Raw genomic sequence first — 24,806 nt, forward strand, 5'->3', positions numbered from 1 at the left:
TCACCTAATTAAGAGGAGGATCAACCATGAATTTAATATTAATGGGACTTCCTGGTGCAGGCAAAGGCACACAAGCTGAGAAGATTGTCGAAAAATACGGCATTCCTCATATTTCTACTGGTGATATGTTTCGTGCTGCTATTAAAGATGGTACAGAACTAGGTCTTAAAGCAAAATCGTTTATGGATCAAGGCCATCTTGTTCCTGATGAAGTAACAATAGGTATTGTACGTGAACGATTAGCTAAAGATGATTGCCAAAACGGTTTTTTATTGGACGGCTTTCCTAGAACAGTTGCGCAGGCTGAAGCACTAGAAGAGACACTGAAATTAATGAATCGTAAATTAGACTTCGTGTTAAACATTCATGTAGACCAACAACTTTTAATTGATCGTTTAACAGGACGTCGTATTTGCAAAGAGTGTGGATCAACTTATCACTTAATTTTCAATCCTCCTGCTGAAGAAGGTATCTGCTCTAAATGTGGTGGAGAGCTTTATCAACGTGCGGATGATAATGAAGAAACAGTTGCAAACCGCCTTGAAGTAAATATTAAACAAACTCAACCTTTACTTGATTTCTACAATAACCTTGGTTATGTAAAAACAATTGAGGGTGACCAAGAGATTAGCAAAGTTTTTGTAGACATTGATAATCTTTTAAAAGAGTTAGTTTAAAAAACGAACGAGAGATCGTCGTTCCATGTGTATGACGTTTTGTCGTTTCGTCAAAACTAATTACTATGAATAAAAGCTTTGATTTAGCTTTGATTGGAACGATTGATATAATATAGGATCTACTAATCAATTGGTAATAGGATCAAACCTATACTACTGACAGAAAGATTTTCTTACTTATGTAGGCCAATTAATCTCCAACATATCAGAGCACTTTGGCTTAATATTCCTAAGCGTATGTTTGCCTACAGCAAGCTACTGATTTGAAGAAAGGAGAATGCCCTAATGGCGAAAGATGATGTAATTGAAATTGAAGGTACCGTTACGGAAACACTTCCGAATGCGATGTTCAAAGTTGAATTAGAAAATGGTCATGTTGTTCTAGCACACGTTTCTGGTAAAATTCGTATGAACTTCATTCGAATTCTTCCTGGTGACAAGGTAACTGTTGAACTATCTCCATATGATTTAACTCGTGGTCGTATTACGTACCGTTTTAAATAATAATTATGCACTCCGTAATCTACAAGGAGGTTTAAATCATGAAAGTGAGACCATCAGTAAAACCAATCTGTGAGAAATGTAAAGTTATTCGCAGACGTGGTAAAGTAATGGTAATTTGTGAAAATCCAAAACATAAACAAAAACAAGGTTAATAAAGAAGGAGGTGCACTAGAATGGCTCGTATTGCTGGTGTAGATATTCCTCGCGACAAACGCGTGGTTATTTCTTTAACTTATGTATTCGGAATCGGTCGTGCAACTTCTGAAAAAATCTTAGCTGAAGCTGGTATTTCAGAAGACACTCGTGTACGTGATTTAACAGAAGAAGAATTAGGTAAAATTCGTGAATTAATTGACAAGTTAAAAGTTGAAGGGGATCTTCGTCGTGAAGTTTCTTTAAACATCAAACGTTTAATCGAAATCGGTTCATATCGTGGTATTCGCCACCGTCGTAGCTTACCTGTTCGTGGTCAAAACACTAAAAACAATGCTCGTACTCGTAAAGGCCCACGCCGTACAGTAGCGAACAAAAAGAAATAATATTTAAGTAAAGGAGGGTATTCAACATGGCACGTAAAACAAATGTACGTAAACGTCGTGTGAAAAAGAATATTGAAGCTGGTACAGCTCATATTCGTTCAACTTTCAACAACACAATCGTAACAATTACTGATGTTCATGGTAACGCGATTTCATGGTCAAGTGCTGGATCATTAGGTTTCAAAGGTTCTCGTAAATCTACACCTTTTGCTGCACAAATGGCTGCTGAAACAGCTGCGAAAGCATCTATGGAACATGGTTTAAAAACTCTTGACGTAACGGTTAAAGGTCCTGGCGCTGGTCGTGAGGCTGCTATCCGTGCTCTTCAAGCTGCTGGTCTTGAAGTAACTGCTATCAGAGACGTTACTCCAGTTCCACATAACGGATGCCGTCCACCAAAACGTCGTCGTGTATAATTTGTCTGTATAAGTTTTCAAAAATTGTCTATAATGGATTATGATATATGTTTGGCAAATATTAACAGACATCTCTTGTTGTGCACAATTAGGAACTGCCTAATGGGGACTTTCGGTTAGCACTTATGTCTAACCGAGGGTTTCGACGTTTTGAAGGAGGGTTTATAAAATGATTGAAATCGAAAAGCCGAAAATCGAAACGGTTGAGATCAGTGACGATTCCAAGTACGGTAAATTCGTTATTGAACCACTTGAGCGTGGATATGGTACAACGCTAGGTAACTCCTTACGTCGTATCCTTTTATCCTCACTTCCTGGTGCCGCTGTAACCGCTATTCAAATTGATGGTGTGTTACATGAGTTTTCTACAGTTGAAGGAGTTGTAGAAGACGTTACAACAATTATTCTTAATGTGAAAAAGCTTGCTCTGAAGATTTATTCAGAAGAAGATAAAACATTAGAAATTGATGTACGCGGTGAAGGACCGATTACTGCAGCTGACATTACGCATGATAGCGATGTTGAAGTTCTGAATCCAGATCTTCATATTGCGACACTTGCTAAAGATGCTCATCTTCGTATCCGTCTAACTGCTAGACGTGGTCGTGGATACATCCCTGCAGATGGTAATAAAAGAGAGGATCAAGCAATAGGTGTTATTCCTATCGACTCGATTTACACTCCAGTGTCTCGTGTCACATACCAAGTAGAAAATACACGTGTGGGACAGGTTTCAAATTTCGATAAGTTAACACTTGATGTTTGGACTGATGGAAGTATTGGACCTAAAGATGCAATAGCACTTGGTTCAAAAATTCTAACTGAACACTTAAACATTTTTGTAGGTTTAACTGACGAAGCTAAAAATGCAGAAATCATGGTCGAAAAAGAAGAAGATCAAAAAGATAAAGTACTTGAAATGACGATTGAAGAACTTGATCTTTCTGTTCGTTCATATAACTGCTTAAAGCGAGCTGGTATTAATACAGTACAAGAGCTTGCTAATAAGACAGAAGAAGACATGATGAAAGTACGTAACTTAGGTCGTAAGTCTTTAGAAGAAGTGAAACACAAGTTAGAAGAACTAGGTTTAGGCCTACGTAAAGAAGACTGACTGTTGCTTTGATAAAGGGAGAGGCGTTCTCTTCATCTAGTCTATATGACCCAATTTTGATACTACCTACAAAGGAGGGAACTAGAAATGGGATACAGAAAATTAGGACGTACTAGTTCACAACGTAAAGCTATGTTACGTGACTTAGCTACTGACTTAATCATCAACGAACGTATTCAAACAACTGAAACACGTGCGAAAGAATTACGCTCTGTTGTTGAAAAAATGATTACATTAGGTAAACGTGGAGACTTACACGCTCGTCGTCTAGCTGCTGCTTACATCCGTAATGAAGTTGCTAACACTGAGACTGGTCAAGACGCATTACAAAAATTATTCGCTGACGTGGCTCCTCGTTACACTGAGCGCCAAGGTGGATACACTCGTATCGCTAAAATCGGTCCTCGTCGTGGAGACGCAGCACCAATGGTTGTTATCGAATTAGTTTAATATTCGTTACTAAAGGGCTCGACGTTTATTGTAAACATGTCGTTGCCCTTTTTTTATATTTACTTTTAGACTATTATATATCTATAAACAAACAAGAATTATAGGTGAAATCATGAGAAAAGATAGTATTAAAGTAGATAATATATCCTTTAAATATCCGAATGCCCAAACAAATGCAGTTCACTCAGTAACTTTTGACATAAAAGAAAATGAATGGATCGCGATTGTAGGCAGAAATGGATCAGGAAAGTCAACCTTAGCTAAATTATTAAATGGCCTTATTCTTCCTGAGGAAGGGCATATAACAATAGATGATGAAATTATTTTAGCTGAAGAAACAATTTGGGACGTGCGAAAAAGAATAGCGATGGTTTTTCAAAATCCTGATAATCAGTTTGTTGGAACAACTGTATTAGATGATATTGCTTTTGGTTTAGAAAACCATGGCATAGAAAAGTCTGAGATGGATCGTAGAGTTCAAGATGTATTAAATATCGTTAATATGATGGAATTTAAATTACATGAGCCACATTCTCTTTCTGGTGGCCAAAAACAAAGAGTTGCTATTGCAGGTGCACTTGCTATTCAACCAAGTATATTAATTTTGGATGAGGCAACTTCAATGTTAGATCCATTTGGACGTAAAGAAGTGATTGAAACGATCCGTAACCTACATAAGGACATTAATATGACTGTTATATCGATTACACATGATATCGAAGAAGCAGTACATGCTGACCGTATATTCATTATGCATGATGGTCATTTAATTCAAAGTGTGACACCAGAGGAGCTCTTAACAACGGAATATTCACTAGAATCACTTGGATTAGCATCTCCTTTTACAAATAACCTTTCTAAGCTACTAGTTGAAAAGGGTTTACCTATTAATCAAGGCCATTTAGCGCAAGAAAGTTTGGTGAACGAATTATGCAAATTACTTTTGAAAAAGTAGGATATACCTATCAGCCTAATACACCTTTTTCGTATCGTGCTTTACATGAAATAGATGTTTCTATACCAGATGGTTCTTACTACGCTGTAATAGGTCACACAGGCTCAGGTAAATCAACTTTTCTACAACATTTAAATGGCCTCTTACAACCTACTGAGGGAATAGCTAGAATAGATGACATAACCCTCAATTCAGATAAAAAAAATAAAAAATTAAAATCACTCCGTAAAAAAGTGGGATTAGTATTTCAGTTCCCAGAACAACAACTATTTGAAGAAACAGTAGAAAAAGACATTTGTTTTGGACCTATGAATTTTGGTGTTTCAGAAGAAGAAGCAAAAAAAAGAGCTAGAATTTTAATCGAAAAAGTGGGGTTAAACGAAGATTACTTATTAAAGTCACCTTTTGAGTTAAGTGGTGGTCAAATGAGAAGGATTGCAATTGCTGGCGTATTAGCGATGGAGCCGGATGTACTTGTATTAGATGAGCCAACTGCTGGACTTGATCCTAGTGGTCAAAAAGCGCTTATGGATATGTTCTATCAATTACATAAAGAAAATGGCCTCACAATTATCTTAGTAACACATAGCATGGAAGATGCTGCTAGATATGCTGATACAATTCACGTTCTTCAAAAAGGCACTACATATTTAAAAGGAAGCCCATTAGAGGTATTCTCATATGAGAAGGAATTAGAAGCAATTGGACTACAAATCCCTTTATCATTAAAATTCCATCAAGAATTAAATCATAGGTTAGGAATCGAAAATCAAGCTACAAGCTTAACATTAGAGCAACTCGCAGATTATATAGTAAATCTTTACAATGGGGAAACTACATGAACGGTTTAATTATCGGTAAATATATACCAATTGATTCGCTGATTCATCGTTTAGATGCAAGAGCTAAACTTCTGACGATGTTCCTTTTTATTTTTATTGTCTTCTTTGCCAATAACTTAGTAACGTATTCTATCTTATTCGTATTTGTGATGACCGCAGTTTTATTGTCAAAAGTACCTATGAGTTACTATGTAAGAGGTCTTAAAACAATTTGGTGGTTAGTTTTATTTACGTTTATACTTCATGTATTTACAAATAAAGAAGGACCACTCTTATATGAATATGGTTGGTTAGAAATTCATAAAGAAGGAATCATTCAAGGGATTTTTATATCAGTCAGGTTTTTCCTTCTAGTTTCAATTACAACTATACTAACTTTAACAACGAACCCAATCGAAATTACTGATGGTTTAGAATCATTATTCCATCCTTTTAAGCGATTTGGTTTACCAGTTCACGAAATGGCTTTAATGATGTCAATTTCGTTACGTTTTATTCCTACTTTGATGGAGGAAACTGACAAAATTATGAAGGCACAATCATCAAGAGGAGTAGATTTTTCTTCAGGACCTATAAAAGAGCGTCTAAAGGCATTAGTTTCATTACTAGTACCATTATTCATTCATTCTTTTAAGAGGGCTGAGGACTTAGCTATTGCGATGGAGGCCAGAGGATATCAAGGCGGAGAAGGAAGAACTAAGTTTCGAATCATGAAGTGGAAAATGAGTGACACTTTATGTTTAGTTATCTTAGTCATTCTATTTATAATATTACTGTTTTTACGTAAGTAATGGAGAAGTGAAATGAATCGTATAAAATGTATAATCGCATATGAAGGTACACTTTTTAATGGGTATCAGGTTCAACCTAATCAACGTACTGTTCAAACAGACATTGAAACAGTACTAACTAGAATGCATAAAGGAATGAAGGTGCGTATCCACGCTTCTGGTCGTACAGACACAGGAGTACATGCAGTTGGACAGGTTATTCATTTTGATAGTGAATTTAATCTCGAACCAGAGCAATGGAAAAAGGCATTAAATGCTCAATTACCAAAGGATATCTATATTAAGTCAGTTACAATCGTAGAACCGACGTTTCACTCACGCTTTGATGTTGTTCAAAAAGAATATAGATATGTTATTTGGAATGAAACGGAAGAAAATATTTTTTCGAGAAACCAACATTATTTTTTTCCATATGAACTAGATCTTGGAAAGATGGAAGAGGCACTACAATACTTAATTGGTACGCATGACTTCAGTTCATTTTGTGCTTCAAATACTGATATAAAAGATAAAGTTCGTACAATTTATAAAGGGACGATTACGAAAGAAGAACAAGGAATTGTTATTAAGCTTGTCGGAAATGGTTTTCTTTATAATATGGTTAGAATAATTGTTGGAACATTACTCGAGGTTGGGCAAGGAAAACGCGATGTAATGAGTGTGAAAATCGCTTTAGAAGCCTGTGATCGAAGCTTTGCTGGCAAGACTTCACCGCCACATGGATTATTTTTATGGAAAGTAGATTATAACAACTAATCCTGGTGTAACATTTGCTTGACATTAGAAGGTAGAAAGTTTAATATTAAATACGGTATTGTTTTAAGAACCACGATTAGCCCCGGAACCAGTCGTGTTAAGATAAACAATAAAAACAATTTTACTTTATGTATATTGTATTAGGAGGAAAATAGAATGCGCACAACTTATATGGCAAAAGCTAGCGAAGTTGAACGTAAGTGGTTCGTTGTTGACGCTGAAGGTAAAACTTTAGGTCGTCTTGCAACTGAAGTAGCTGCTTTACTTCGTGGAAAACACAAACCAACTTTCACACCACACATTGACTCAGGTGATAACGTAATCATCATCAATGCTGAGAAAGTTGAATTAACAGGAAATAAATTAAACAACAAAATTTACTACCGTCACACAATGTATGCTGGTGGTTTAAAAGAGCGTACTGCTTTAGAAATGCGTACTAACTACCCAGTTAAAATGCTTGAATTAGCTGTTAAAGGTATGCTTCCAAAAGGACGTCTTGGACGTGCTCAAGTTAAAAAATTACACGTGTATGCTGGTAACGAGCATCCACACCAAGCACAAAAACCAGAAGTTTACGAACTTCGCGGATAATTATAAAAGGAGGGCATTCACATGGCACAAGTACAATACTATGGCACAGGACGTCGTAAAAGCTCAGTAGCTCGTGTACGTTTAGTTCCTGGCGAAGGACGCGTTATCATTAACGGTCGTGATTTTGAAGATTACATCCCATTCGCTGCATTAAGAGAAGTTGTTAAACAACCACTTGTTGCAACTGAAACTTTAGGTAGCTATGATATTCTAGTAAACGTTAACGGCGGTGGATACACTGGTCAAGCTGGTGCAATTCGTCACGGTATCTCTAGAGCATTATTACAAGTTGATCCTGAATACCGCGGAACTTTAAAACGCGCTGGATTATTAACTCGTGATGCACGTATGAAAGAGCGTAAAAAATACGGTCTTAAAGGTGCACGTAGAGCTCCTCAGTTCTCAAAACGTTAATTTTATTTTTACAAAGCTCTTTTCCATTCTGTGGAGAAGAGCTTTTTTCATTTGGTGTCAGTTGATTGTATATAAATACGTTATTTTTTTTTGAAATATTCTAGTAAGCTCAACCATTTGGTTGAGTTTTTTGTTTTTCTCAAATTTTTTTCAATTCAATTTGTAGGTTTCTGTATTGTTTTGTAGTTTTGCTTTTAGACTTAGTTAAGTATTTATTAAATTAATTTGAAAGCGTTCACAAGGGGGATGTTCCATGAAGAAATTTGGATTAGCTACGCAAATTTTTGTTGCTCTTATATTAGGAATAGTGGTTGGAGCTGTATTTTACGGAAACGAAACAGCGATATCTTACATTACACCAATTGGTGATATTTTCATTCACTTAATAAAAATGATTGTTATGCCGATTGTAATAGCAGCACTTATTGTTGCAGTTGCAGGCGTGGGTGATATAAAAAAGTTAGGAAAACTTGGCGGTAAGACACTACTTTATTTTGAAATTATTACTACCATCGCGTTAGGAATCGGATTACTGGCTGCTAACTTGTTCCATCCTGGCACAGGAATCGATATGGATAATCTACAAAAAGGAGATATCTCAGCATACGAACAAACAGCAACTGCCACACAAAACAAAGGCTTCGCTGAAACGATTGTTCACATTTTTCCAAAGAATGTGTTTGAATCTATGTCACAAGGTGACCTTTTACCGATTATTTTCTTCTCAGTTCTATTCGGTTTAGGGGTAGCTGCAATCGGAGACAAAGGAAAACCAGTACTACACTTCTTTGAAGGTGTATTAGAAGCAATGTTTTGGGTTACAAATCAAGTCATGAAGGCTGCTCCATTTGGAGTATTTGCACTGATTGCTGTAACAGTTGCTAAATTCGGAGTAAGCACATTGCTTCCGCTTGGAAAACTTGTATTGGCTGTGTATTTAACTGTTATGTTCTTTGCAATTGTCATCTTAGGTATAAACGCAAAAATGGCAGGAACAAATATTTTTACTCTTATTAAAATTTTAAAGGAAGAACTGATCCTTTCATTTACAACAGCAAGTTCTGAAGCAGTACTTCCAAACATTATGAAAAAAATGGAGCAATTTGGCTGTCCGAAAGCAATTGTTTCCTTCGTTATTCCGACGGGATATACATTCAACCTAACTGGTTCTGCAATTTATCAAGCACTTGCTTCACTTTTTGTTGCACAGATGTATAATATACACATGTCCTTTGTTGAACAAGTTACATTATTATTTGTACTTATGTTAACCTCAAAAGGTATGGCAGGTGTTCCAGGTGCATCGTTCGTTGTTGTACTGGCAACACTAGGTTCAATGGGATTACCATTAGAGGGAATCGCATTAATTGCGGGAATAGACCGTATTTTAGATATGATTCGCTCAGCTGTAAACGTATTAGGAAACTCATTGGCGGCCATCTCGATGGCGAAATGGGAAGGCGAATTTGATAAAGAGAAAGCGCAGCAATACATGAATTCCGTTAAAGAATCAAAAGTTGCGTAAAGATTGGAGAAGAGTACGATGACATTTACTGAAAGTAAACCTAATATTCGGTTAGAGAAAGATTTTCTAGGGGAAAAGGAATTGCCTGCGGATGCGTATTATGGGATTCAAACATTACGTGCTGTTGAAAACTTTCCGATTACAGGATATAAAATTCATGAAGAGTTAATTAAAGCTTTGGCTATCGTTAAAAAAGCTGCAGCACTTGCGAATATGGAAACAAAGCGCCTTTACGAGGGTAACGCTATGGCCATTGTAAATGCTGCTCAAGAGATTATTGATGGCAAATGGCATGATCATTTCATTGTTGACCCAATTCAAGGTGGAGCGGGTACTTCAATGAACATGAATGCAAATGAAGTGATTGCCAACCGTGCATTAGAGTTAATTGGCAAAGAACGTGGAGACTATTTCTGTATTAGTCCCAATAGCCATGTAAATATGTCACAATCTACAAATGATGCTTTTCCGACTGCAATTCACATTGCAACTTTAAATATGCTAGAAAAATTATTAGAAACGATGGAATATATGCATGAGGTGTTTGAGTCAAAAGCTAAAGAATTTGACCATGTCATCAAAATGGGACGTACTCACTTGCAGGATGCTGTACCAATTCGTTTAGGTCAAGAGTTTGAGGCTTACGCTCGAGTAATTGCTCGCGATATTAAACGTATTAAGCAATCACGCCAGCACTTGTATGAAGTAAATATGGGGGCAACAGCGGTAGGAACAGGATTAAATGCAGATCCTCGCTATATTGAGCTTGTTGTAAAACACCTTGCTGAAATTAGTGGTTTATCGCTTGTAGGTGCAGAACATCTTGTTGATGCAACCCAAAACACAGATTCTTACACGGAAGTATCAGCGTCACTAAAAGTATGTATGATGAACATGTCTAAAATTGCGAATGATTTACGTTTAATGGCATCTGGTCCTCGAGCAGGCTTAGGAGAGATTACACTACCTGCGCGTCAACCGGGTTCTTCAATTATGCCAGGAAAAGTAAATCCAGTTATGGCTGAAGTGATTAATCAAGTGGCATTCCAAGTAATAGGAAACGATCATACAATTTGTTTAGCGTCTGAAGCAGGGCAATTAGAACTAAATGTTATGGAGCCAGTACTTGTTTTCAACTTACTTCAATCAATCAATATCATGAATAATGCATTCCGAGCATTTACAGATTACTGCTTAAAGGGTATTGAAGCGAATGAAGAAAGAGTAAAAGAATATGTAGAAAAGAGTGTGGGGATTATCACTGCTGTTAATCCGCATATTGGCTATGAAGTTGCGGCACGAATTGCAAGAGAAGCAATTTTAACTGGACAACCTATTCGTGAACTGTGCTTAAAATATGATGTGTTAACAGAAGAAGAACTTGATTTAATTTTAGATCCTTATGAAATGACTCACCCTGGTATTGCGGGTGCAGCTCTTTTAGATAGACAGTAATGAACTGAATCAAGCAAAAGAGGGCGAAAAAGCCCTTTTTTTGCTTAACATAAAATCAATCCACTTGAGGGGTTCTTATAAGAGTTAATAGCAAAAAATGAATGATTGGAAAAAAGGAAGGGATTATATGTATAAATTTAAGGTAGATTCTAATGGGGAAGTAAAAACTACCTTACGTGGTGCTGAATTAATGGCTATCCCGTTATTAAATAAAGGCGTTGCTTTTACTGAAGAGGAGCGAAAAGAATTAGGGTTAACAGGATTACTGCCACCAGCAGTATTGTCTTTAGATGAGCAGGCACGACGCGCTTACGAGCAATTTTCTTCGCAACCAACTGATTTGCATAAAAATGTTACGCTATCAGCTTTACATGATCGAAATGAGATATTGTTTTATCGTGTGTTAACAGATCATTTACCTGAAATGCTTCCGATTGTCTATACGCCAACGGTTGGTCAGGCAATCAAACGTTTTAGTAATGAATATCGTCGACCTCGTGGAATGTATTTGTCAATCAATGATTTTGACGGCATCGAACAAGCTATTGATAATTTCGGTGCAAGTGCAGAAGATATAGATTTAATTGTTATTACCGATGGAGAAGGTATTTTAGGAATTGGTGACTGGGGTGTAGGAGGCATTAATATCGCAATTGGGAAATTAGCCGTTTATACAGCTGCTGCTGGAATCGATCCTGCAAGAGTTCTTCCTGTGATATTAGATGTAGGGACAGACCGTGAAGAGCTTCTAAACAACCCATTTTACATTGGGAATCGCCATCCGCGTTTACGTTCTGAGATTTATGATGATTTCATTGAGAAGTTTGTCAGTACTGTAGTCAGAAGATTTCCTAATGCATTATTACATTGGGAAGATTTTGGCACACAAAATGCGCGAGATATATTAGAGAAGTATAGAGATAGTGTTTGTACATTTAATGACGACATTCAAGGTACTGGAGCTGTTTCGCTAGCTGCTGTGTTAGCCGCAGTGCGTGCTTCTGATATTCCGTTAAGTGAACATCGTATTGTCGTGTTTGGAGCGGGGACAGCAGGCATTGGAATAGCCGATCAAGTTCGTGATGCAATGGTGCGTGAGGGGCTTTCATGGGAAGCAGCTAACCGTAGATTTTGGTGTATTGACCGAAATGGTTTACTTTCAGAGGATATGGAGTTATACGACTTCCAACAACCATATGCTCGCCCAATAGCTGAGAATAATTCAGGAGCTAGCTTAGCAGAAGTTGTTGCTCAAGTTCATCCAACTATTTTAATTGGTACCTCAACAGTAGCAGGGGCATTCACTGAAGAGATAGTGAAGGAAATGGCGGCACATGTTGAAAGACCTGTTATTATGCCTATGTCTAATCCGACACCGCTAGCAGAGGCAAAACCTGCTGATTTAATTCATTGGACTGAGGGAAGAGCTTTAGTGGCGACAGGAAGTCCGTTTCCTAACGTAACATATAACAAAACAGTTTATGTTATTGGACAATCTAATAATGCTTTAATTTTCCCTGGACTTGGTCTTGGAACGAATGTTTCTCGTGCACGCATAATAACTGACGGAATGTTTGCAGCGGCTGCAGAAGCTGTGGCCGCAATGATTGACGTAAGTAAATTAGGTGCACCTTTACTTCCGGAAATTGAAAATCTTCGTGAAATTTCTGAAGTCGTTGCGATAGAAGTAGCTAAAGCAGCTGTAGCTGATGGTGTAGCTCGTGCTCAGCATGATGATATTCAACAAGCTGTAAGAAATGCTATGTGGGAGCCAGAATATCGACCTATTAAAGCTGTAACAAACGCTTATATTGGATAGTCTAGAAAGTAACGGTACAGCTTGTTTAAATGAACAAGCTGTATTTTCTTATTAATTTACGTAGTATATGGAGGGCAATTGTGTTTATTAATCCAAGGCGATATACTATTGGCAAAAATCGGGGAGTGTCAGAATTGAAGCCAGATCAACTTCAAGATAAGGATGTCTGGATTGTTATTGCGCTAATGATTATCGTACCGATTGCGGGTGAATTAAATTTTCATCCATTCGATAATATTTTTCGCGTCAGTTTTGGAACGCCTATTTTCTTTTTTTCATTGTTGTACTTTAGGAAAATATCACCCGTTGTTTTGGGACTTTTTGTAGGAGCGGCCGTTTTTATCTTTCGTGTTGGATTGGACTGGGTAGTTTTGGCTGACTTTAGCCTAGATAATTCAATCTCCATAAGATACCCAACATTTTTCTATTATCTACTGTATGCCTTTTTGTTTTACCTATTAAAAGTGAATCGATTCCAACATCCTTTATTGATTGGCTTTTTCGGTATTACAATTGAAATTGCATCCAGTCTTTTAGAATTAATACTCCAACTGTTTAGAATTGGTTCAGAAATTACGGTAGGCGAATTAAATAAAATTATTATTATTGCGATATTTAGAAGTTTTTTCGTTTTAGCTTTTATTAATATGATGAAACTGTACGAACTAAGACTAAAAGAATCGCAAACTCGGAGAGAGAATGAGAATATGCTCATGCACCTTTCCAATTTATATGTTGAGTCTGTGTATTTGAAAAAAACACTACAAAATGCAGAAACAATCACAAAGGAATCCTATCATTTATATCGTAATATGAACCATGTTAACCCCGATCAAGGGTATCCAATTGAAGATTGGGGAAGAAAAGCCTTACGAATCGCAGGAGAAGTACATGAAATAAAAAAGGATAATCAGAGAATCTTTGCAGGTCTTTCAAAGCTCATTTCAAGTGAAAGCTTGCCTGAATATATGAATGTAAATGAATTAGCGCTGATTATAATTAGAAGCAATCAGAAATATGCTGCATTACTGGGAAAGAAAATCGAGTTTGTTTCTCAAATAAACGGAAAACATTCAAATTATCATATTTATCTTATGCTATCCTTTATCAACAATTTAGTTGCAAACGCAGTAGAAGCAATTGAAGAAAAAGGGAAGATATTGCTTTCAATTGATAAAGATGAAGATTGGATTGAATGCAAAGTGAGTGACAATGGTCCAGGAGTTCCTTCAAAATATAACGAGCTTATCTTTAAACCTGGATTCACCTCAAAATATAGAGGCGACGGAACACCGTCTACTGGGATAGGTCTTTCTTATATAAAAGAAATGGCAGAGGAATTAGGAGGAAAAGTCACACTTAGTCAAAAAGAGCACGAATGCATTTTCATGATCCGACTACCAGTTCAAAGTCTAGTCGAGAAAGGTTGAGTTTATGCTTTTTTATATCACAGACGACGATGAAGTTTTTCGTTCAATGTTGTCACAAATTATTGAAGATGAAGAGTTGGGAGAGGTTGTTGGCGAATCAGAAGATGGTTCTTTTCTAGATGCGCATACTTTGGCAATCAGACAGGTAGATATTCTGTTTATTGATTTACTTATGCCAAATCAAGATGGAATTGAAACGATTCGGAATATTGGTCCCTCCTATAAGGGCAAAATCATAATGATTTCTCAAGTAGAATCTAAAGAGCTCATCGGAGAGGCATATTCACTTGGAATAGATTATTACATCACAAAGCCTTTAAATAAAATTGAAGTCATATCGGTTATAAAAAAGGTGATGGAACGGATCAGATTGGAACGATCGATACAAGACATTCAAAAATCACTCAGTAATGTATTCGAATGGAACTCATCAGAAAATCCAAAACCTGTTGAGAAAAAGAAGATTACAGATTGGGGACAAGTTCTTTTATCCGAGCTAGGGATAGCAGGAGAAAATGGCAGTAAAGACCTACTCGATATGACCAATTATTTATTTGAATATGAAACCAATCTTACTTTTGAGGCTGGATTCCCAACACTTAAGGATATTCACACTCATATTAGCTTAAAGAAATTAGGTATTAGCGCTACACAGGAGGATGTTGATAGGGAGAGAAAAGCTTCTGAACAACGTGTTCGTCGAGCGATTTATCAATCATTAAACCATATGGCATCTATTGGTCTTACAGACTTTGCGAATCCTAAATTTGAAAATTATGCTTCAAAATATTTTGATTTTGAAACAGTACGTCAACGAATGACAGAACTAAAGCTTGCAACAACTCTCACGTCAGCAACACATACGAGAGTTAATGCTAAGAAGTTTATTCAAGTATTATATTATGAAGCCAAACAAATGCTAGTTGAAGGTTATTAGAATAATAAAATGCGCTCTCAACCTTTGGGTTGGGATTTTTTTATTGAATTAACGCTTTTGAAGTGTTTATATGTGAGAATAAATAAGTTTTGTGTAGAAGACAATAAAGGTTATGAATAACGGTCATTCATTAAATGAGCCTGTTTTTTGTATGATATATTAAGTGAAAGTATATATTTTTAAAAGGCATAAATAAAGAGGAGATATGATGACGAATAAAAATGAAAGCCATATTGGATGGAACTTTGATAATAGCTACGCTAGACTTCCGGAAATATTCTTTACGAAAATCAATCCGACTAAAACTAGTTCGCCAAAGTTAGTGATCCTCAATGACTCATTAGCTAAAGATCTTGGACTAGATGTCCAAGCATTAGAAAGTGCTGAAGGAATCGAAGTCCTTTCTGGTAACCAAATACCTGAAGGGGCAATACCGCTCGCACAAGCTTATGCAGGTCATCAGTTTGGATATTTCAACATGTTAGGTGACGGTCGAGCGATTTTAATTGGAGAGCAAATTAACTCTTTAGGTGAGCGAGTTGATATTCAACTAAAAGGACCCGGTCGAACGCCATATTCAAGAGGTGGAGATGGTCGTGCTGCAATCGGACCGATGTTAAGAGAGTATATCATTAGTGAAGCAATGCATGCACTAGGTATTCCTTCAACAAGAAGTTTAGCTGTTGTCTTAACAGGAGATTTTATAAGACGTGAAACTGAATTGCCAGGCGCAATATTAACACGTGTAGCTGCTAGTCATATTCGAGTAGGAACGTTTCAATATGCATCAAAATGGGGTAGTATAGAGGATTTGAAAACATTAGCCGACTATACGATACAACGGCACTACCCTGATGTTGAACAGACGCCAAACCGTTATCTTTCACTACTTCAAGAAGTCATTAAGCGTCAGGCAAAATTAATAGCTAAGTGGCAGTTGGTAGGATTTATCCATGGTGTAATGAATACTGATAATATGACAATTAGTGGAGAAACGATTGATTACGGACCATGTGCTTTTATGGATACATATCATCCCGAAACAGTATTCAGTTCAATTGATACTCAAGGTCGCTATGCCTATGGTAATCAACCACTAATAGCAGGGTGGAATCTTGCTAGATTTGCCGAAACTTTATTACCTTTACTTCATGAGGATCAAGAAGAAGCTGTCAAACTAGCTCAAGCAGAAGTTTCAAATTTTATTGAAATATTTCACTTAAACTGGCTAATGGGAATGAGGTCAAAGCTAGGATTATTTAACGAAGATGCTCAGGATGAATCACTTATTGAAGAATTTTTAAATATGATGCAAAAGTATAAAGCAGACTATACAAACACATTTGTCTCTCTAACTTTTGGTAAGCCAGAGGACACGCCCCTATATGGAACGCAAGAATTTATACAATGGTATGAGAAGTGGCAATTACGAAAAAGCCAACAAAAGGAGACTCAGGAACAATCAACTCAATTAATGAGAACGAGCAATCCAGCCCTAATTCCTCGAAATCATAAAGTGGAGGCTGCGCTAGAAGCTGCAGAAAAAGGAGAATTGAGTTTGATGAATCAACTCCTAAGCGCGCTTTCAAAACCTTTTGCACATTCACCTGAACAATGTGCTTTTGCAATATTACCTGAGCAATCGGACAAACCATATCGAACATTTTGTGGTACATGATGATGAATCAAAAAAACTCTCAACTATTTGGTTGAGAGTTTTTTATTGAATAAAAGGAATAATCTAATTGTCCAAGTCATAATTTTAAAAGATAAAAATTAAAAAAATTTAATTTATAGATGATTACATGAACCTTTATCCCTAACACTTTATAACGATTAGTTGGGAGTGGTGTCAATTGGGCTTGTTAGAAAAGATACTTGGTAAAAAGAACTACCCATCAAATATTGCACATTTTAATTTGCTTACTGATGATGGTGAGGGATTTTTTACATTAGGAGACAAATTATTTAAAAGTGATGTGATCAGAGCTTGTATTAGACCAAAAGCGAAAGCAATTGGTAAACTTACTGCTAAACATATTCGTGAAAATATAAAAGAATGTAAAGTAAATCCAGACCCATGGATTCTTAGTGTACTTGAGGAACCCAATCAATTTATGACAGGGCAGATGCTTCAAGAAAAGTTAGCGATACAATTAGATTTAAATAATAATGCCTTTGCATATATAAAACGAAATGAATATGGTTATCCTTCTGAAATTTTTCCAATACCGTGTACGAAAATTGAAGTGTTGGAAAATAAGCAAGGTGTAATATTTTTAAAGTTTACATTTAAAACGGGTAGGGTAATTACATTGCCGTATGATGATATTATTCATTTAAGACAGGACTTTAACGATCATGATTTATTTGGTGATAGTCCTTACGACGCTTTGTTACCATTACTAGACGTAGTCGATACAATCGATGACACAGTTGTACAAAAAGCTAATGGAAATCATCTGATAAAATGGTTATTAAATTTTAAAGAAGTTCTTGATCAGTCTGAAATGGAAAAAAATGCAACTGAATTTGTTAATAATTATATGAAGATCACTGGAGCGGGCGTAAAAGTAGGTATATCTGAACCTAGCTATGAATTGGAACAGGTTAAATCAGATAGTTATGTTCCGGAATCACAAAGATCCATAGATGCGATCCGACGCATTTATAATTTTTTTAATACAAACGAAAAAATTGTTCAGGGATCTTATAATGAAAATGAATGGAATACGTATTATGAAAGTGTAATTGATCCTTTAGCGATTCAAATGAGCAATGAATTTACTAGGAAGTTTTTTTCGAGTAGAGAACGAACAAGTGGAAATAGAATTATTTTTGAAACATCCAATTTGAAGTTCGCGTCAATTGCTACAAAATTAAGTTTATCTGTTATGGTTGACCGCGGCTCATTAACGCCAAACGAGTGGCGTTCAATCATGGCATTTGGGCCAATAATGAGAGGGAATACGCCAATAAGAAGTACAAATTTATTACCGATAGATGAAAAGGAAAAGGATCGGGAGTGGGAGTTAGAAAGAGAAAGAGAAAAGAAACGTGAAGAAGAGATGAAAAAATGTATAGAAGAAGTAAAAGAAAAGGAAAAAGAAAAGAAACCAGAAAGTAAAGAGAAAGAGAAATGACGATGAATGAATAATGGCCTCTAACAACACTCTTGTTAGGGGCCATTTCTTATGTTTTTTGTTATGGTAGTTATTTTAAAATTCATTTTGTCATGATTCTTGTCCAAACGCCAATGTATAAGGATTCATATTGTAAAGTAATGCGAAGAACTAAATTCATGGAGTTGTTTATATGAAAGAAATGGACAAGAATGCAGTTATTACACTTTTAGGAAGTTCAGGAGGTGTAGCCAAGGCAGTGCTTTCGATATTTAATAAAGCTTTTCAAGATCAAAATGACCCACTTTATCCGATCTTACAGGAAGCAAGATTTCATTTAATTGATCTTAAACAAAAAGATATTTCTTATTTTGAAAACATTATCCCAGCTTTGATGGAACGTGTGACATTTCGTGAAATGAATTTAAATAACTTAGATTCATTTAACAAACATTTAATTGATTCCAATACGGCACTCGTAATAGATGTTTCAAGAGCGGATTCTGTTGAAATGTTAAGATGTTGTAATGAGCTTGGGATTAAATATGTAAACACCGCATTAGAAAGTGAAATTGTGGATGAAGATGAAAGTATAAAAAATGGTTTTCCGCTTAAAGAGCGTTTGCGAATCTTTGAGGAAAACAAAAGAAAATTTAAAAATACTTCAGCTATTATTGGATCTGGCATGAACCCTGGAATAGTCCAATGGATGGCACTTGATTTAATGAATCAATACCCTTCAGAAAAACCTCAAGCATGTTATATTGTTGAACATGATGATTCTTTTTATGAGGATCCCTCAGTTGCTAAAAAAAATACTATTTACACTACATGGTCACCAGTTTGTTTTTTAGAGGAAGCTGTAACGAGTTTTCCGATGTTTGTGAAACAGGATATTCCTATTTTCCTTCATGAAAATGTTTATTCAGTTGAATTTAAAGTAACATTGGGTGAAAAACAATTTTATGGTTGTTTAATGCCGCATGAAGAAGTGTTTATTATTGGAAAACTATTTAATTTAGAAAGTGGATTTCTGTATCGTGTAAATGAGCACACAACAAATTTAATTCGTGAAAACTTAAATAATGTCGATCAAATAATGGATTTTGATAAAAAGCTTCTTGATCCTTCAACAGCACCTTTAAATGGTGAGGACTTAGTAGGCGTGCTGCTTGTTTATGAAGATAAAGAACGATTTGTTTATAATGTAATGAATAATGAATATGCATTTGAACATTACGGGACAAATGCTACGTATCTTCAAGTGGCATGTGGTGTTTATGCTGGAGTTACAAGTTTATTTTTGGATTCATTTACAAAAGGTGCATATTTTGTGGATGAATTATTATTGGAAACAAACAGTAAATACGGTACGTACTTAAAGTACCATATGCCACATTTTATTTATGGAGAAAATGCAACAAGTGATGGATTGCTACTTCAGAGAATGAAATCATATAAGTAATATAAAAGTAAAAAGCCACTCAGACTCCCCAGAAATCTCGCTTTCCTCGTTGCTTCGCCGGATTAGAATTATAAAGGTAACTTAAGCTTCTCATTTGGCTCCTTTTGCATCGAAAGATAAGTATTTTCAATCAGTCTGAATCTCTTGGTTTATTTACTTTGTCTACGAATAGAGCCAATTACTTTAATGTATTGGCTTTTTACTGTTGATAATTTTGTGAAAATCAGAGTTTTTATGAAAATTATTACTTCTTACATGGAAGAAATTAAGTATCTACTTTTTGAATGAACATTCCCCTTTCGTCTTAGACTATTGCTACGGGGAGGTTTCAACATGAATGTTATTACAAATTTTCGAGAGAAGAGAAGAGCTAAACAAATTACATTTGAAAAAAGCTTATTAAAAGAATTGAAAATAATGCATCTAAAATCTCAGTTAAAGGATTCGTTTTCTTATTTTATAGATGCCGATACTCATCAAAGAAAAGCAAGGGAAGATTATTGTTTTGAGTTAGCTGTTGAGACATATCTACTTGGAGCTAGGTATAGTAGGTTCGGTTTTTATGGCGAGCCATTAGAAAGTGTAAAAAAACGATCAGCGAAAGAAACAGAATGGTTAGCATATTTATTTTATTCTTCTGTTTTTGGACGAAGAGATGATATTCAAACTGAACCATTTAATCAATGTAAATCATTTTTACATAACTGGTGGCTAGACGGATATGTAAAAGGTGAAAGAAGACATAGACTTCGCTTATCAAAGTAAGTCATATTCTCCCTAGTTGTCCCATATATTTTTTATAGGACAATCAGGGGGAGAAAAAATGAAGAGATGGCATCTAATTGTTATTATCGTGACATTTGTTTTTGTAATTTTATGTATACCTTTTTTGCAAAAAACATCTAAGACATGGAAACTAAAAGGATTACCTTTAGATGGGAAAGTTATTGTTTTAGATGCAGGGCATGGTGGTCCTGATGGTGGGGCTTCTGGAAGTGATGTAATTGAAAAAGTTGTTGCGTTATCAATTACGAATAAACTAAGGGATTATTTACAAGAGCAGGGTGCTTCGGTCATTATGACAAGAGATGGTGATTATGATTTAGCTGAAGAAGGCTTAAAAGGCTACAGTAGAAGAAAGAGTATAGACCTTCGAAAAAGAGTAGAAATCATTAATAATTCCAATGCAGACTTATATTTATCAATACATTTAAACTCTTTACCAGGAACTTCTTCTAAAGGAGCGCAAACATTTTACTATGGATCTTTAATTGAAAATGAACGCTTTGCTAAATATGTTCAAGCAGAGCTTAGAGAAAGCTTAAACAATACTCACCGTTTAGCGAAGATCATTAATCATGTTTATTTAATGAAGTATTCAAAAGTACCTGGTGCACTCGTTGAGGTTGGATTTTTATCAAATTATGAAGAAAGCCAGCAACTACGAGATGAAGAGTATCAGAACCAACTTGCTGCAGCAATATATAGAGGAGTAATAAGGTATTATACAGATAAAAACGAACCGCCGAATTAATCGGTGGTTTTCATTTTATTAAGAAAGATTTACGTACGACTATATATGTTACATGTGTTATACTATTTAGTATATTGAGATAACGAGGTGTAATTATGCTGACTAACGAACAAGTATTGTCACTTTTAGGAACAATTAATGAACCTTTCATAAATAAATCTTTTTTAGAATTAAATGCAGTAAAAGAAATTTCAATAAAAGAAGAAAAAAATCATGTAAGTGTTAAAGTTGCATTATTTAAAACTGGAACGGCAGAACAAATGCAAATTCAAACACAAATTGTTCAAGTGTTAAAACAAAATGGAGCAGATACTGTTGGAATCCGTTTTACTGAGTTTACGGATGAAGAGAAAAGTCAGTTCACTCAAAGCGAAGAAGGACAAGAAGAAGCTAGTCTTTCACTGTTAGATAATAAAAAAGTTGAATTTATAGCAATTGCTAGTGGTAAAGGTGGAGTAGGAAAATCAACTGTTTCCGTAAACTTAGCAGTTGCATTAGCAACAATAGGGAAAAAAGTAGGTATCATCGATGCTGATATTTACGGTTTTAGTGTACCTGATATGATGGGAATCACAACTCGACCTGTTATTCGAGGAGAGCGAATTATACCGGTAGACCGTTTTGGCGTAAAGGTTATTTCAATGGGATTCTTTGTTGAAGATAATTCACCAATTATTTGGAGAGGGCCAATGCTGGGTAAAATGCTACAGCAATTCTTTACTGAGGTTGAGTGGGGAGATTTAGATTATTTACTATTAGATCTACCACCAGGAACAGGGGACGTAGCACTAGATGTTCATAGCATGTTACCTTCATGTAAGGAAATCATCGTAACAACTCCACATCCTACTGCATCAGTTGTAGCTGCAAGAGCGGGAGTAATGGCACTTAAAACGAATCATGAAGTAATTGGTGTTGTAGAAAACATGAGTTATTTTGAAAGTCAAAAAACTGGCGAAAAAGAATATGTCTTTGGAAAAGGTGGCGGAGAGAGGCTTGCTAAAGAGCTTCAAACGACACTATTAGGACAATTACCTTTAAAACAACCAGATTGGGATGAAGAAGACTTCGCACCATCAATTTACGATAAAGATCACCCAACTGGAAAAATCTATACAGATATCGCGAAACAGGTTGTAGAAAAAATTGTATTAAATAAATAAAGACAGAATCTTTACCCTTTTAATTTATTAAGCATGTTTTTTATGATAGTATTGGTAATGTATTTTACATATGCCAAGTAAGAACATGTAGTGAATTATTAGGGTATTTATTTTGTTTAAAAAGCAAATTTTTAGTAAATAAAGTTAGAATGTTTATTATTATGAAAGCGGTTTTGCTTTAAATGTATGGGGGAGCAGGAATAGAATGGCGAAGATGACGAGTCGAAAAGTGGTTCGATTGTTTTTTACAACCTTGTTGGTTGGTGGAATTAGTACAATAATTACAGGGGTGCTTTACGGTTTTAAAGAGTATTTTGGTTATTTACAAGACCTACGATTTACAAAATTACTTTTGGAAGTATCGTGGTTATTTATATTAGGGTTAGTTTTCAGTGCTGTAAGTCAAATGGGATTTTTCGCTTATTTAACAGTTCACAGATTCGGATTAGGCTTTTTTAAATCTCCTCAAGTCTGGAATGTCATTCAAATTGGCTTAATTATGTTTGCACTATTTGATCTTGCGTATTTTCGATTAATCGAATTTGCTAAAGATGGGGATTCATATGTAGGTTATATTTTATTCCCGGTTATACTTTTTATATGTAGTCTCGTTGTAGCTTATATCAAAAGTAAGGAAACTAATAAAGGTGCATTTATTCCGGCATTATTTTTTATGATAGTTGTAACAATAGTTGAATGGATTCCAGCATTAAGACAAGATGACCTTTCTTGGTTAATTTTAATGGCGGTGCCGTTATTTGTTTGCAATACATATCAATTATTAACTTTACACAGAATATTAAAAAGCTAAGAGATTTTTCTCTTAGCCTTTTTTTATTAGGTTTTTAAACACTTTGGTTAGGCAACAGAGTCGAGTCTGCAGGATCCTTGTTTAAAAAAGATGAACTGAGCCTTTAATTAACTACTTTCGTTTTTGTTTTCGTATTGGATATCATCTGTGAAACTGATACATTTTTATATCCTTTATCTCGTAAATAGGAAATAATCAATGGAATTGCCTTTGGTGTTTGTAATGCAGAGTCACTGGCATGAAGAAGTATAATATCACCTGGATTTGTATTTTCCTTAACTGTTTCAAAAATTTGGTTTGTTCCTGGATTTCTCCAATCTTCAGTATTAATACTCCAATGTACAACAGATAGATTGTATCTGGACGCTACTTTAATGACTTCTTTATTAAATTCTCCATTTGGCGGTCTAAAAAGTTTTACATCTTTAACGCCTAGTCGTTTAAATACTTCATCTGAGTTATTTAAATCACGTTGCATTTCTAATGTCGTTAGTTGTGTGTAGCTTTTATATCGGTAACCAAGTGTTCCGATTTCGTGTCCTTGTTTGACAATTGTTTCAACAATTTCAGGATGTCTCTCTGCCCAAGATGCAGATAGGAAAAAAGTTGCATTGTTAATCCGCTGGTCTTTTAATACTTCTAATACTTTAACTGCATTTTCATCACCCCAACTAATATCAAAAGTTAAAGCGATATTTTTTCTAGATTCATCACCTTTATAGATCGCCATTGGTCCTTTACTCGTCGAAAAGGTAGAGAATGTTTTAGGTGCTTGTATATAAACTAAGCAAGCTGTAAAAAATGCAATAATAGTTATTAAGGATATTTGTTTTAGTTTCCTTTTAGAGGTGATATAAAAATAGAAAAGCATAAACTCCCCTTCCTTCTTGTACAAGTTCTTAGTTAAAGGATATGAACTCAAATAAGCTTGTATGCTATAAATCAAAAATATTAAATGTTCCATATAGGTAAGAGACTTATGAAAATTTCCTTAGTGAGTGTTTTGAAAAGGGGTGGAGAGATGTATGGTATTCTTTTAAGGAAAGAACATGTGTTGGAAATAGAATCTCTTGTATTACGTTCTATTAAAGAAATAGAACAGGAATTATCTACGAAGCATTTTAATGAGAGTGTCAGATCTGAATTGATGCAAAAGAAAACGATATTGACTGAAGTTTATAGTAGACTTCCTTTGTAAAAAGCTTAGATATTTTATTTTGTAAATTAATTCTATAAAAGTGTTGACGTTAACTTGGAACGCGTGTTATATTATTAAGCGTCGCCAACGAAATAATGCTTGTTTAAAAGAATTTAAATAAATTTTATAAAGTTGTTGACAATGAATAAAGTGAAATGTTACTATAAGAAAGTCGCTTACGAGCGATACAGTGAACTTTGAAAACTAAACAAAACATGAAGTAAAACGTCAATTATTAGTTTTTTGAGCAATACAAGATTTAAACTTAACTATTATGGAGAGTTTGATCCTGGCT

The 24,806-nt window shown here is 35.3% G+C and carries 27 protein-coding genes; 26 read left to right on the forward strand and 1 reads right to left on the reverse strand.

What is annotated here, in order from left to right; translation table 11 throughout:
* The first annotated feature begins 26 nt into the window (after positions 1-26).
* The 25 genes from ACX6U0_RS20360 (at position 27) to ACX6U0_RS20480 (ending at position 23,313) form a co-directional block, all read left to right on the forward strand.
* Positions 27-677 carry an adenylate kinase gene (locus ACX6U0_RS20360; protein WP_464961661.1) on the forward strand — a complete coding sequence of 217 codons (651 nt, stop codon included), beginning with the start codon at positions 27-29 and terminating at the stop codon, positions 675-677.
* A 285-nt stretch (positions 678-962) separates the two neighbouring features.
* On the forward strand, positions 963-1,181 hold the full coding sequence (gene infA, locus ACX6U0_RS20365) for a translation initiation factor IF-1 (RefSeq protein ID WP_056467475.1): 219 nt from the start codon (positions 963-965) through the stop codon (positions 1,179-1,181).
* A 38-nt stretch (positions 1,182-1,219) separates the two neighbouring features.
* Positions 1,220-1,333 (forward strand): 50S ribosomal protein L36, encoded by a 114-nt coding sequence (gene rpmJ / locus ACX6U0_RS20370; RefSeq protein ID WP_000868344.1) that lies wholly within the window; start codon positions 1,220-1,222, stop codon positions 1,331-1,333.
* Between the two features lie 21 nt (positions 1,334-1,354).
* Complete coding sequence (rpsM, locus tag ACX6U0_RS20375) at positions 1,355-1,720, forward strand: 30S ribosomal protein S13 (protein ID WP_088003835.1); 366 nt, start codon at positions 1,355-1,357, stop codon at positions 1,718-1,720.
* 26 nt (positions 1,721-1,746) lie between these two features.
* Complete coding sequence (gene rpsK / locus ACX6U0_RS20380; RefSeq protein ID WP_056467481.1) at positions 1,747-2,136, forward strand: 30S ribosomal protein S11; 390 nt, start codon at positions 1,747-1,749, stop codon at positions 2,134-2,136.
* Positions 2,137-2,305: 169 nt separating this feature from the next.
* Positions 2,306-3,250: a DNA-directed RNA polymerase subunit alpha gene (locus tag ACX6U0_RS20385; protein WP_088003837.1), complete on the forward strand. Its 945-nt coding sequence runs from the start codon at positions 2,306-2,308 to the stop codon at positions 3,248-3,250.
* Between the two features lie 87 nt (positions 3,251-3,337).
* Positions 3,338-3,700 carry a 50S ribosomal protein L17 gene (gene rplQ / locus ACX6U0_RS20390; RefSeq protein ID WP_464961662.1) on the forward strand — a complete coding sequence of 121 codons (363 nt, stop codon included), beginning with the start codon at positions 3,338-3,340 and terminating at the stop codon, positions 3,698-3,700.
* Between the two features lie 112 nt (positions 3,701-3,812).
* Positions 3,813-4,655 (forward strand): energy-coupling factor ABC transporter ATP-binding protein, encoded by an 843-nt coding sequence (locus ACX6U0_RS20395; RefSeq protein ID WP_464961663.1) that lies wholly within the window; start codon positions 3,813-3,815, stop codon positions 4,653-4,655.
* Positions 4,631-5,497, forward strand: coding sequence for an energy-coupling factor ABC transporter ATP-binding protein (locus tag ACX6U0_RS20400; protein ID WP_464961664.1), 867 nt, complete (start codon positions 4,631-4,633; stop codon positions 5,495-5,497). Before ACX6U0_RS20395 ends, ACX6U0_RS20400 begins: the two co-directional genes overlap by 25 nt.
* The gene (locus tag ACX6U0_RS20405) at positions 5,494-6,288 is read left to right on the forward strand and encodes an energy-coupling factor transporter transmembrane component T family protein (protein ID WP_464961665.1); all 795 of its coding nucleotides are present in this window, start codon (positions 5,494-5,496) and stop codon (positions 6,286-6,288) included. Before ACX6U0_RS20400 ends, ACX6U0_RS20405 begins: the two co-directional genes overlap by 4 nt.
* Before the next feature lie 12 nt (positions 6,289-6,300).
* A complete protein-coding gene (gene truA / locus ACX6U0_RS20410; RefSeq protein ID WP_464961666.1) occupies positions 6,301-7,044 on the forward strand; it encodes a tRNA pseudouridine(38-40) synthase TruA in 744 nt (247 codons plus the stop codon).
* Positions 7,045-7,200: 156 nt separating this feature from the next.
* Positions 7,201-7,638, forward strand: a complete 438-nt coding sequence (rplM, locus tag ACX6U0_RS20415) for a 50S ribosomal protein L13 (protein WP_088003849.1) — start codon at positions 7,201-7,203, stop codon at positions 7,636-7,638.
* A 21-nt stretch (positions 7,639-7,659) separates the two neighbouring features.
* Positions 7,660-8,052, forward strand: a complete 393-nt coding sequence (gene rpsI, locus ACX6U0_RS20420) for a 30S ribosomal protein S9 (RefSeq protein WP_056467505.1) — start codon at positions 7,660-7,662, stop codon at positions 8,050-8,052.
* A 253-nt stretch (positions 8,053-8,305) separates the two neighbouring features.
* Positions 8,306-9,577 (forward strand): cation:dicarboxylate symporter family transporter, encoded by a 1,272-nt coding sequence (locus tag ACX6U0_RS20425; RefSeq protein WP_464961667.1) that lies wholly within the window; start codon positions 8,306-8,308, stop codon positions 9,575-9,577.
* 18 nt (positions 9,578-9,595) lie between these two features.
* Complete coding sequence (aspA, locus tag ACX6U0_RS20430; RefSeq protein WP_464961668.1) at positions 9,596-11,032, forward strand: aspartate ammonia-lyase; 1,437 nt, start codon at positions 9,596-9,598, stop codon at positions 11,030-11,032.
* A 127-nt stretch (positions 11,033-11,159) separates the two neighbouring features.
* Positions 11,160-12,851 (forward strand): NAD-dependent malic enzyme, encoded by a 1,692-nt coding sequence (locus ACX6U0_RS20435; RefSeq protein ID WP_464961669.1) that lies wholly within the window; start codon positions 11,160-11,162, stop codon positions 12,849-12,851.
* Positions 12,852-12,985: 134 nt separating this feature from the next.
* Complete coding sequence (locus tag ACX6U0_RS20440) at positions 12,986-14,281, forward strand: ATP-binding protein (protein WP_464961670.1); 1,296 nt, start codon at positions 12,986-12,988, stop codon at positions 14,279-14,281.
* A 4-nt stretch (positions 14,282-14,285) separates the two neighbouring features.
* A complete protein-coding gene (locus ACX6U0_RS20445) occupies positions 14,286-15,218 on the forward strand; it encodes a response regulator (protein WP_464961671.1) in 933 nt (310 codons plus the stop codon).
* 208 nt (positions 15,219-15,426) lie between these two features.
* Positions 15,427-16,896, forward strand: coding sequence for a protein adenylyltransferase SelO (locus ACX6U0_RS20450; RefSeq protein ID WP_464961672.1), 1,470 nt, complete (start codon positions 15,427-15,429; stop codon positions 16,894-16,896).
* 178 nt (positions 16,897-17,074) lie between these two features.
* Positions 17,075-18,361 (forward strand): phage portal protein, encoded by a 1,287-nt coding sequence (locus ACX6U0_RS20455; protein WP_464961673.1) that lies wholly within the window; start codon positions 17,075-17,077, stop codon positions 18,359-18,361.
* 172 nt (positions 18,362-18,533) lie between these two features.
* Positions 18,534-19,805 (forward strand): S-adenosylmethionine decarboxylase related protein, encoded by a 1,272-nt coding sequence (locus ACX6U0_RS20460; protein WP_464961674.1) that lies wholly within the window; start codon positions 18,534-18,536, stop codon positions 19,803-19,805.
* A 333-nt stretch (positions 19,806-20,138) separates the two neighbouring features.
* Positions 20,139-20,570 carry a DUF2521 family protein gene (locus ACX6U0_RS20465; RefSeq protein ID WP_464961675.1) on the forward strand — a complete coding sequence of 144 codons (432 nt, stop codon included), beginning with the start codon at positions 20,139-20,141 and terminating at the stop codon, positions 20,568-20,570.
* Positions 20,571-20,628: 58 nt separating this feature from the next.
* Complete coding sequence (cwlD, locus tag ACX6U0_RS20470) at positions 20,629-21,339, forward strand: N-acetylmuramoyl-L-alanine amidase CwlD (protein WP_464961676.1); 711 nt, start codon at positions 20,629-20,631, stop codon at positions 21,337-21,339.
* A 95-nt stretch (positions 21,340-21,434) separates the two neighbouring features.
* Positions 21,435-22,502: an Mrp/NBP35 family ATP-binding protein gene (locus ACX6U0_RS20475; RefSeq protein WP_464961677.1), complete on the forward strand. Its 1,068-nt coding sequence runs from the start codon at positions 21,435-21,437 to the stop codon at positions 22,500-22,502.
* A gap of 214 nt (positions 22,503-22,716) precedes the next feature.
* Positions 22,717-23,313, forward strand: a complete 597-nt coding sequence (locus ACX6U0_RS20480) for a KinB-signaling pathway activation protein (RefSeq protein ID WP_464961681.1) — start codon at positions 22,717-22,719, stop codon at positions 23,311-23,313.
* Positions 23,314-23,416: 103 nt separating this feature from the next.
* Here the strand turns inward: ACX6U0_RS20480 and pdaB are convergent, their stop codons facing one another.
* Complete coding sequence (pdaB, locus tag ACX6U0_RS20485) at positions 23,417-24,184, reverse strand: polysaccharide deacetylase family sporulation protein PdaB (protein ID WP_464961678.1); 768 nt, start codon at positions 24,182-24,184, stop codon at positions 23,417-23,419.
* Positions 24,185-24,334: 150 nt separating this feature from the next.
* Here pdaB and ACX6U0_RS20490 point away from each other — a divergent pair, with 150 nt between their 5' ends.
* Positions 24,335-24,511: a hypothetical protein gene (locus tag ACX6U0_RS20490; RefSeq protein ID WP_464961679.1), complete on the forward strand. Its 177-nt coding sequence runs from the start codon at positions 24,335-24,337 to the stop codon at positions 24,509-24,511.
* Positions 24,512-24,806: the final 295 nt, after the last annotated feature.

Source organism: Gottfriedia sp. ABJ_BB2_2 (assembly GCF_055484705.1).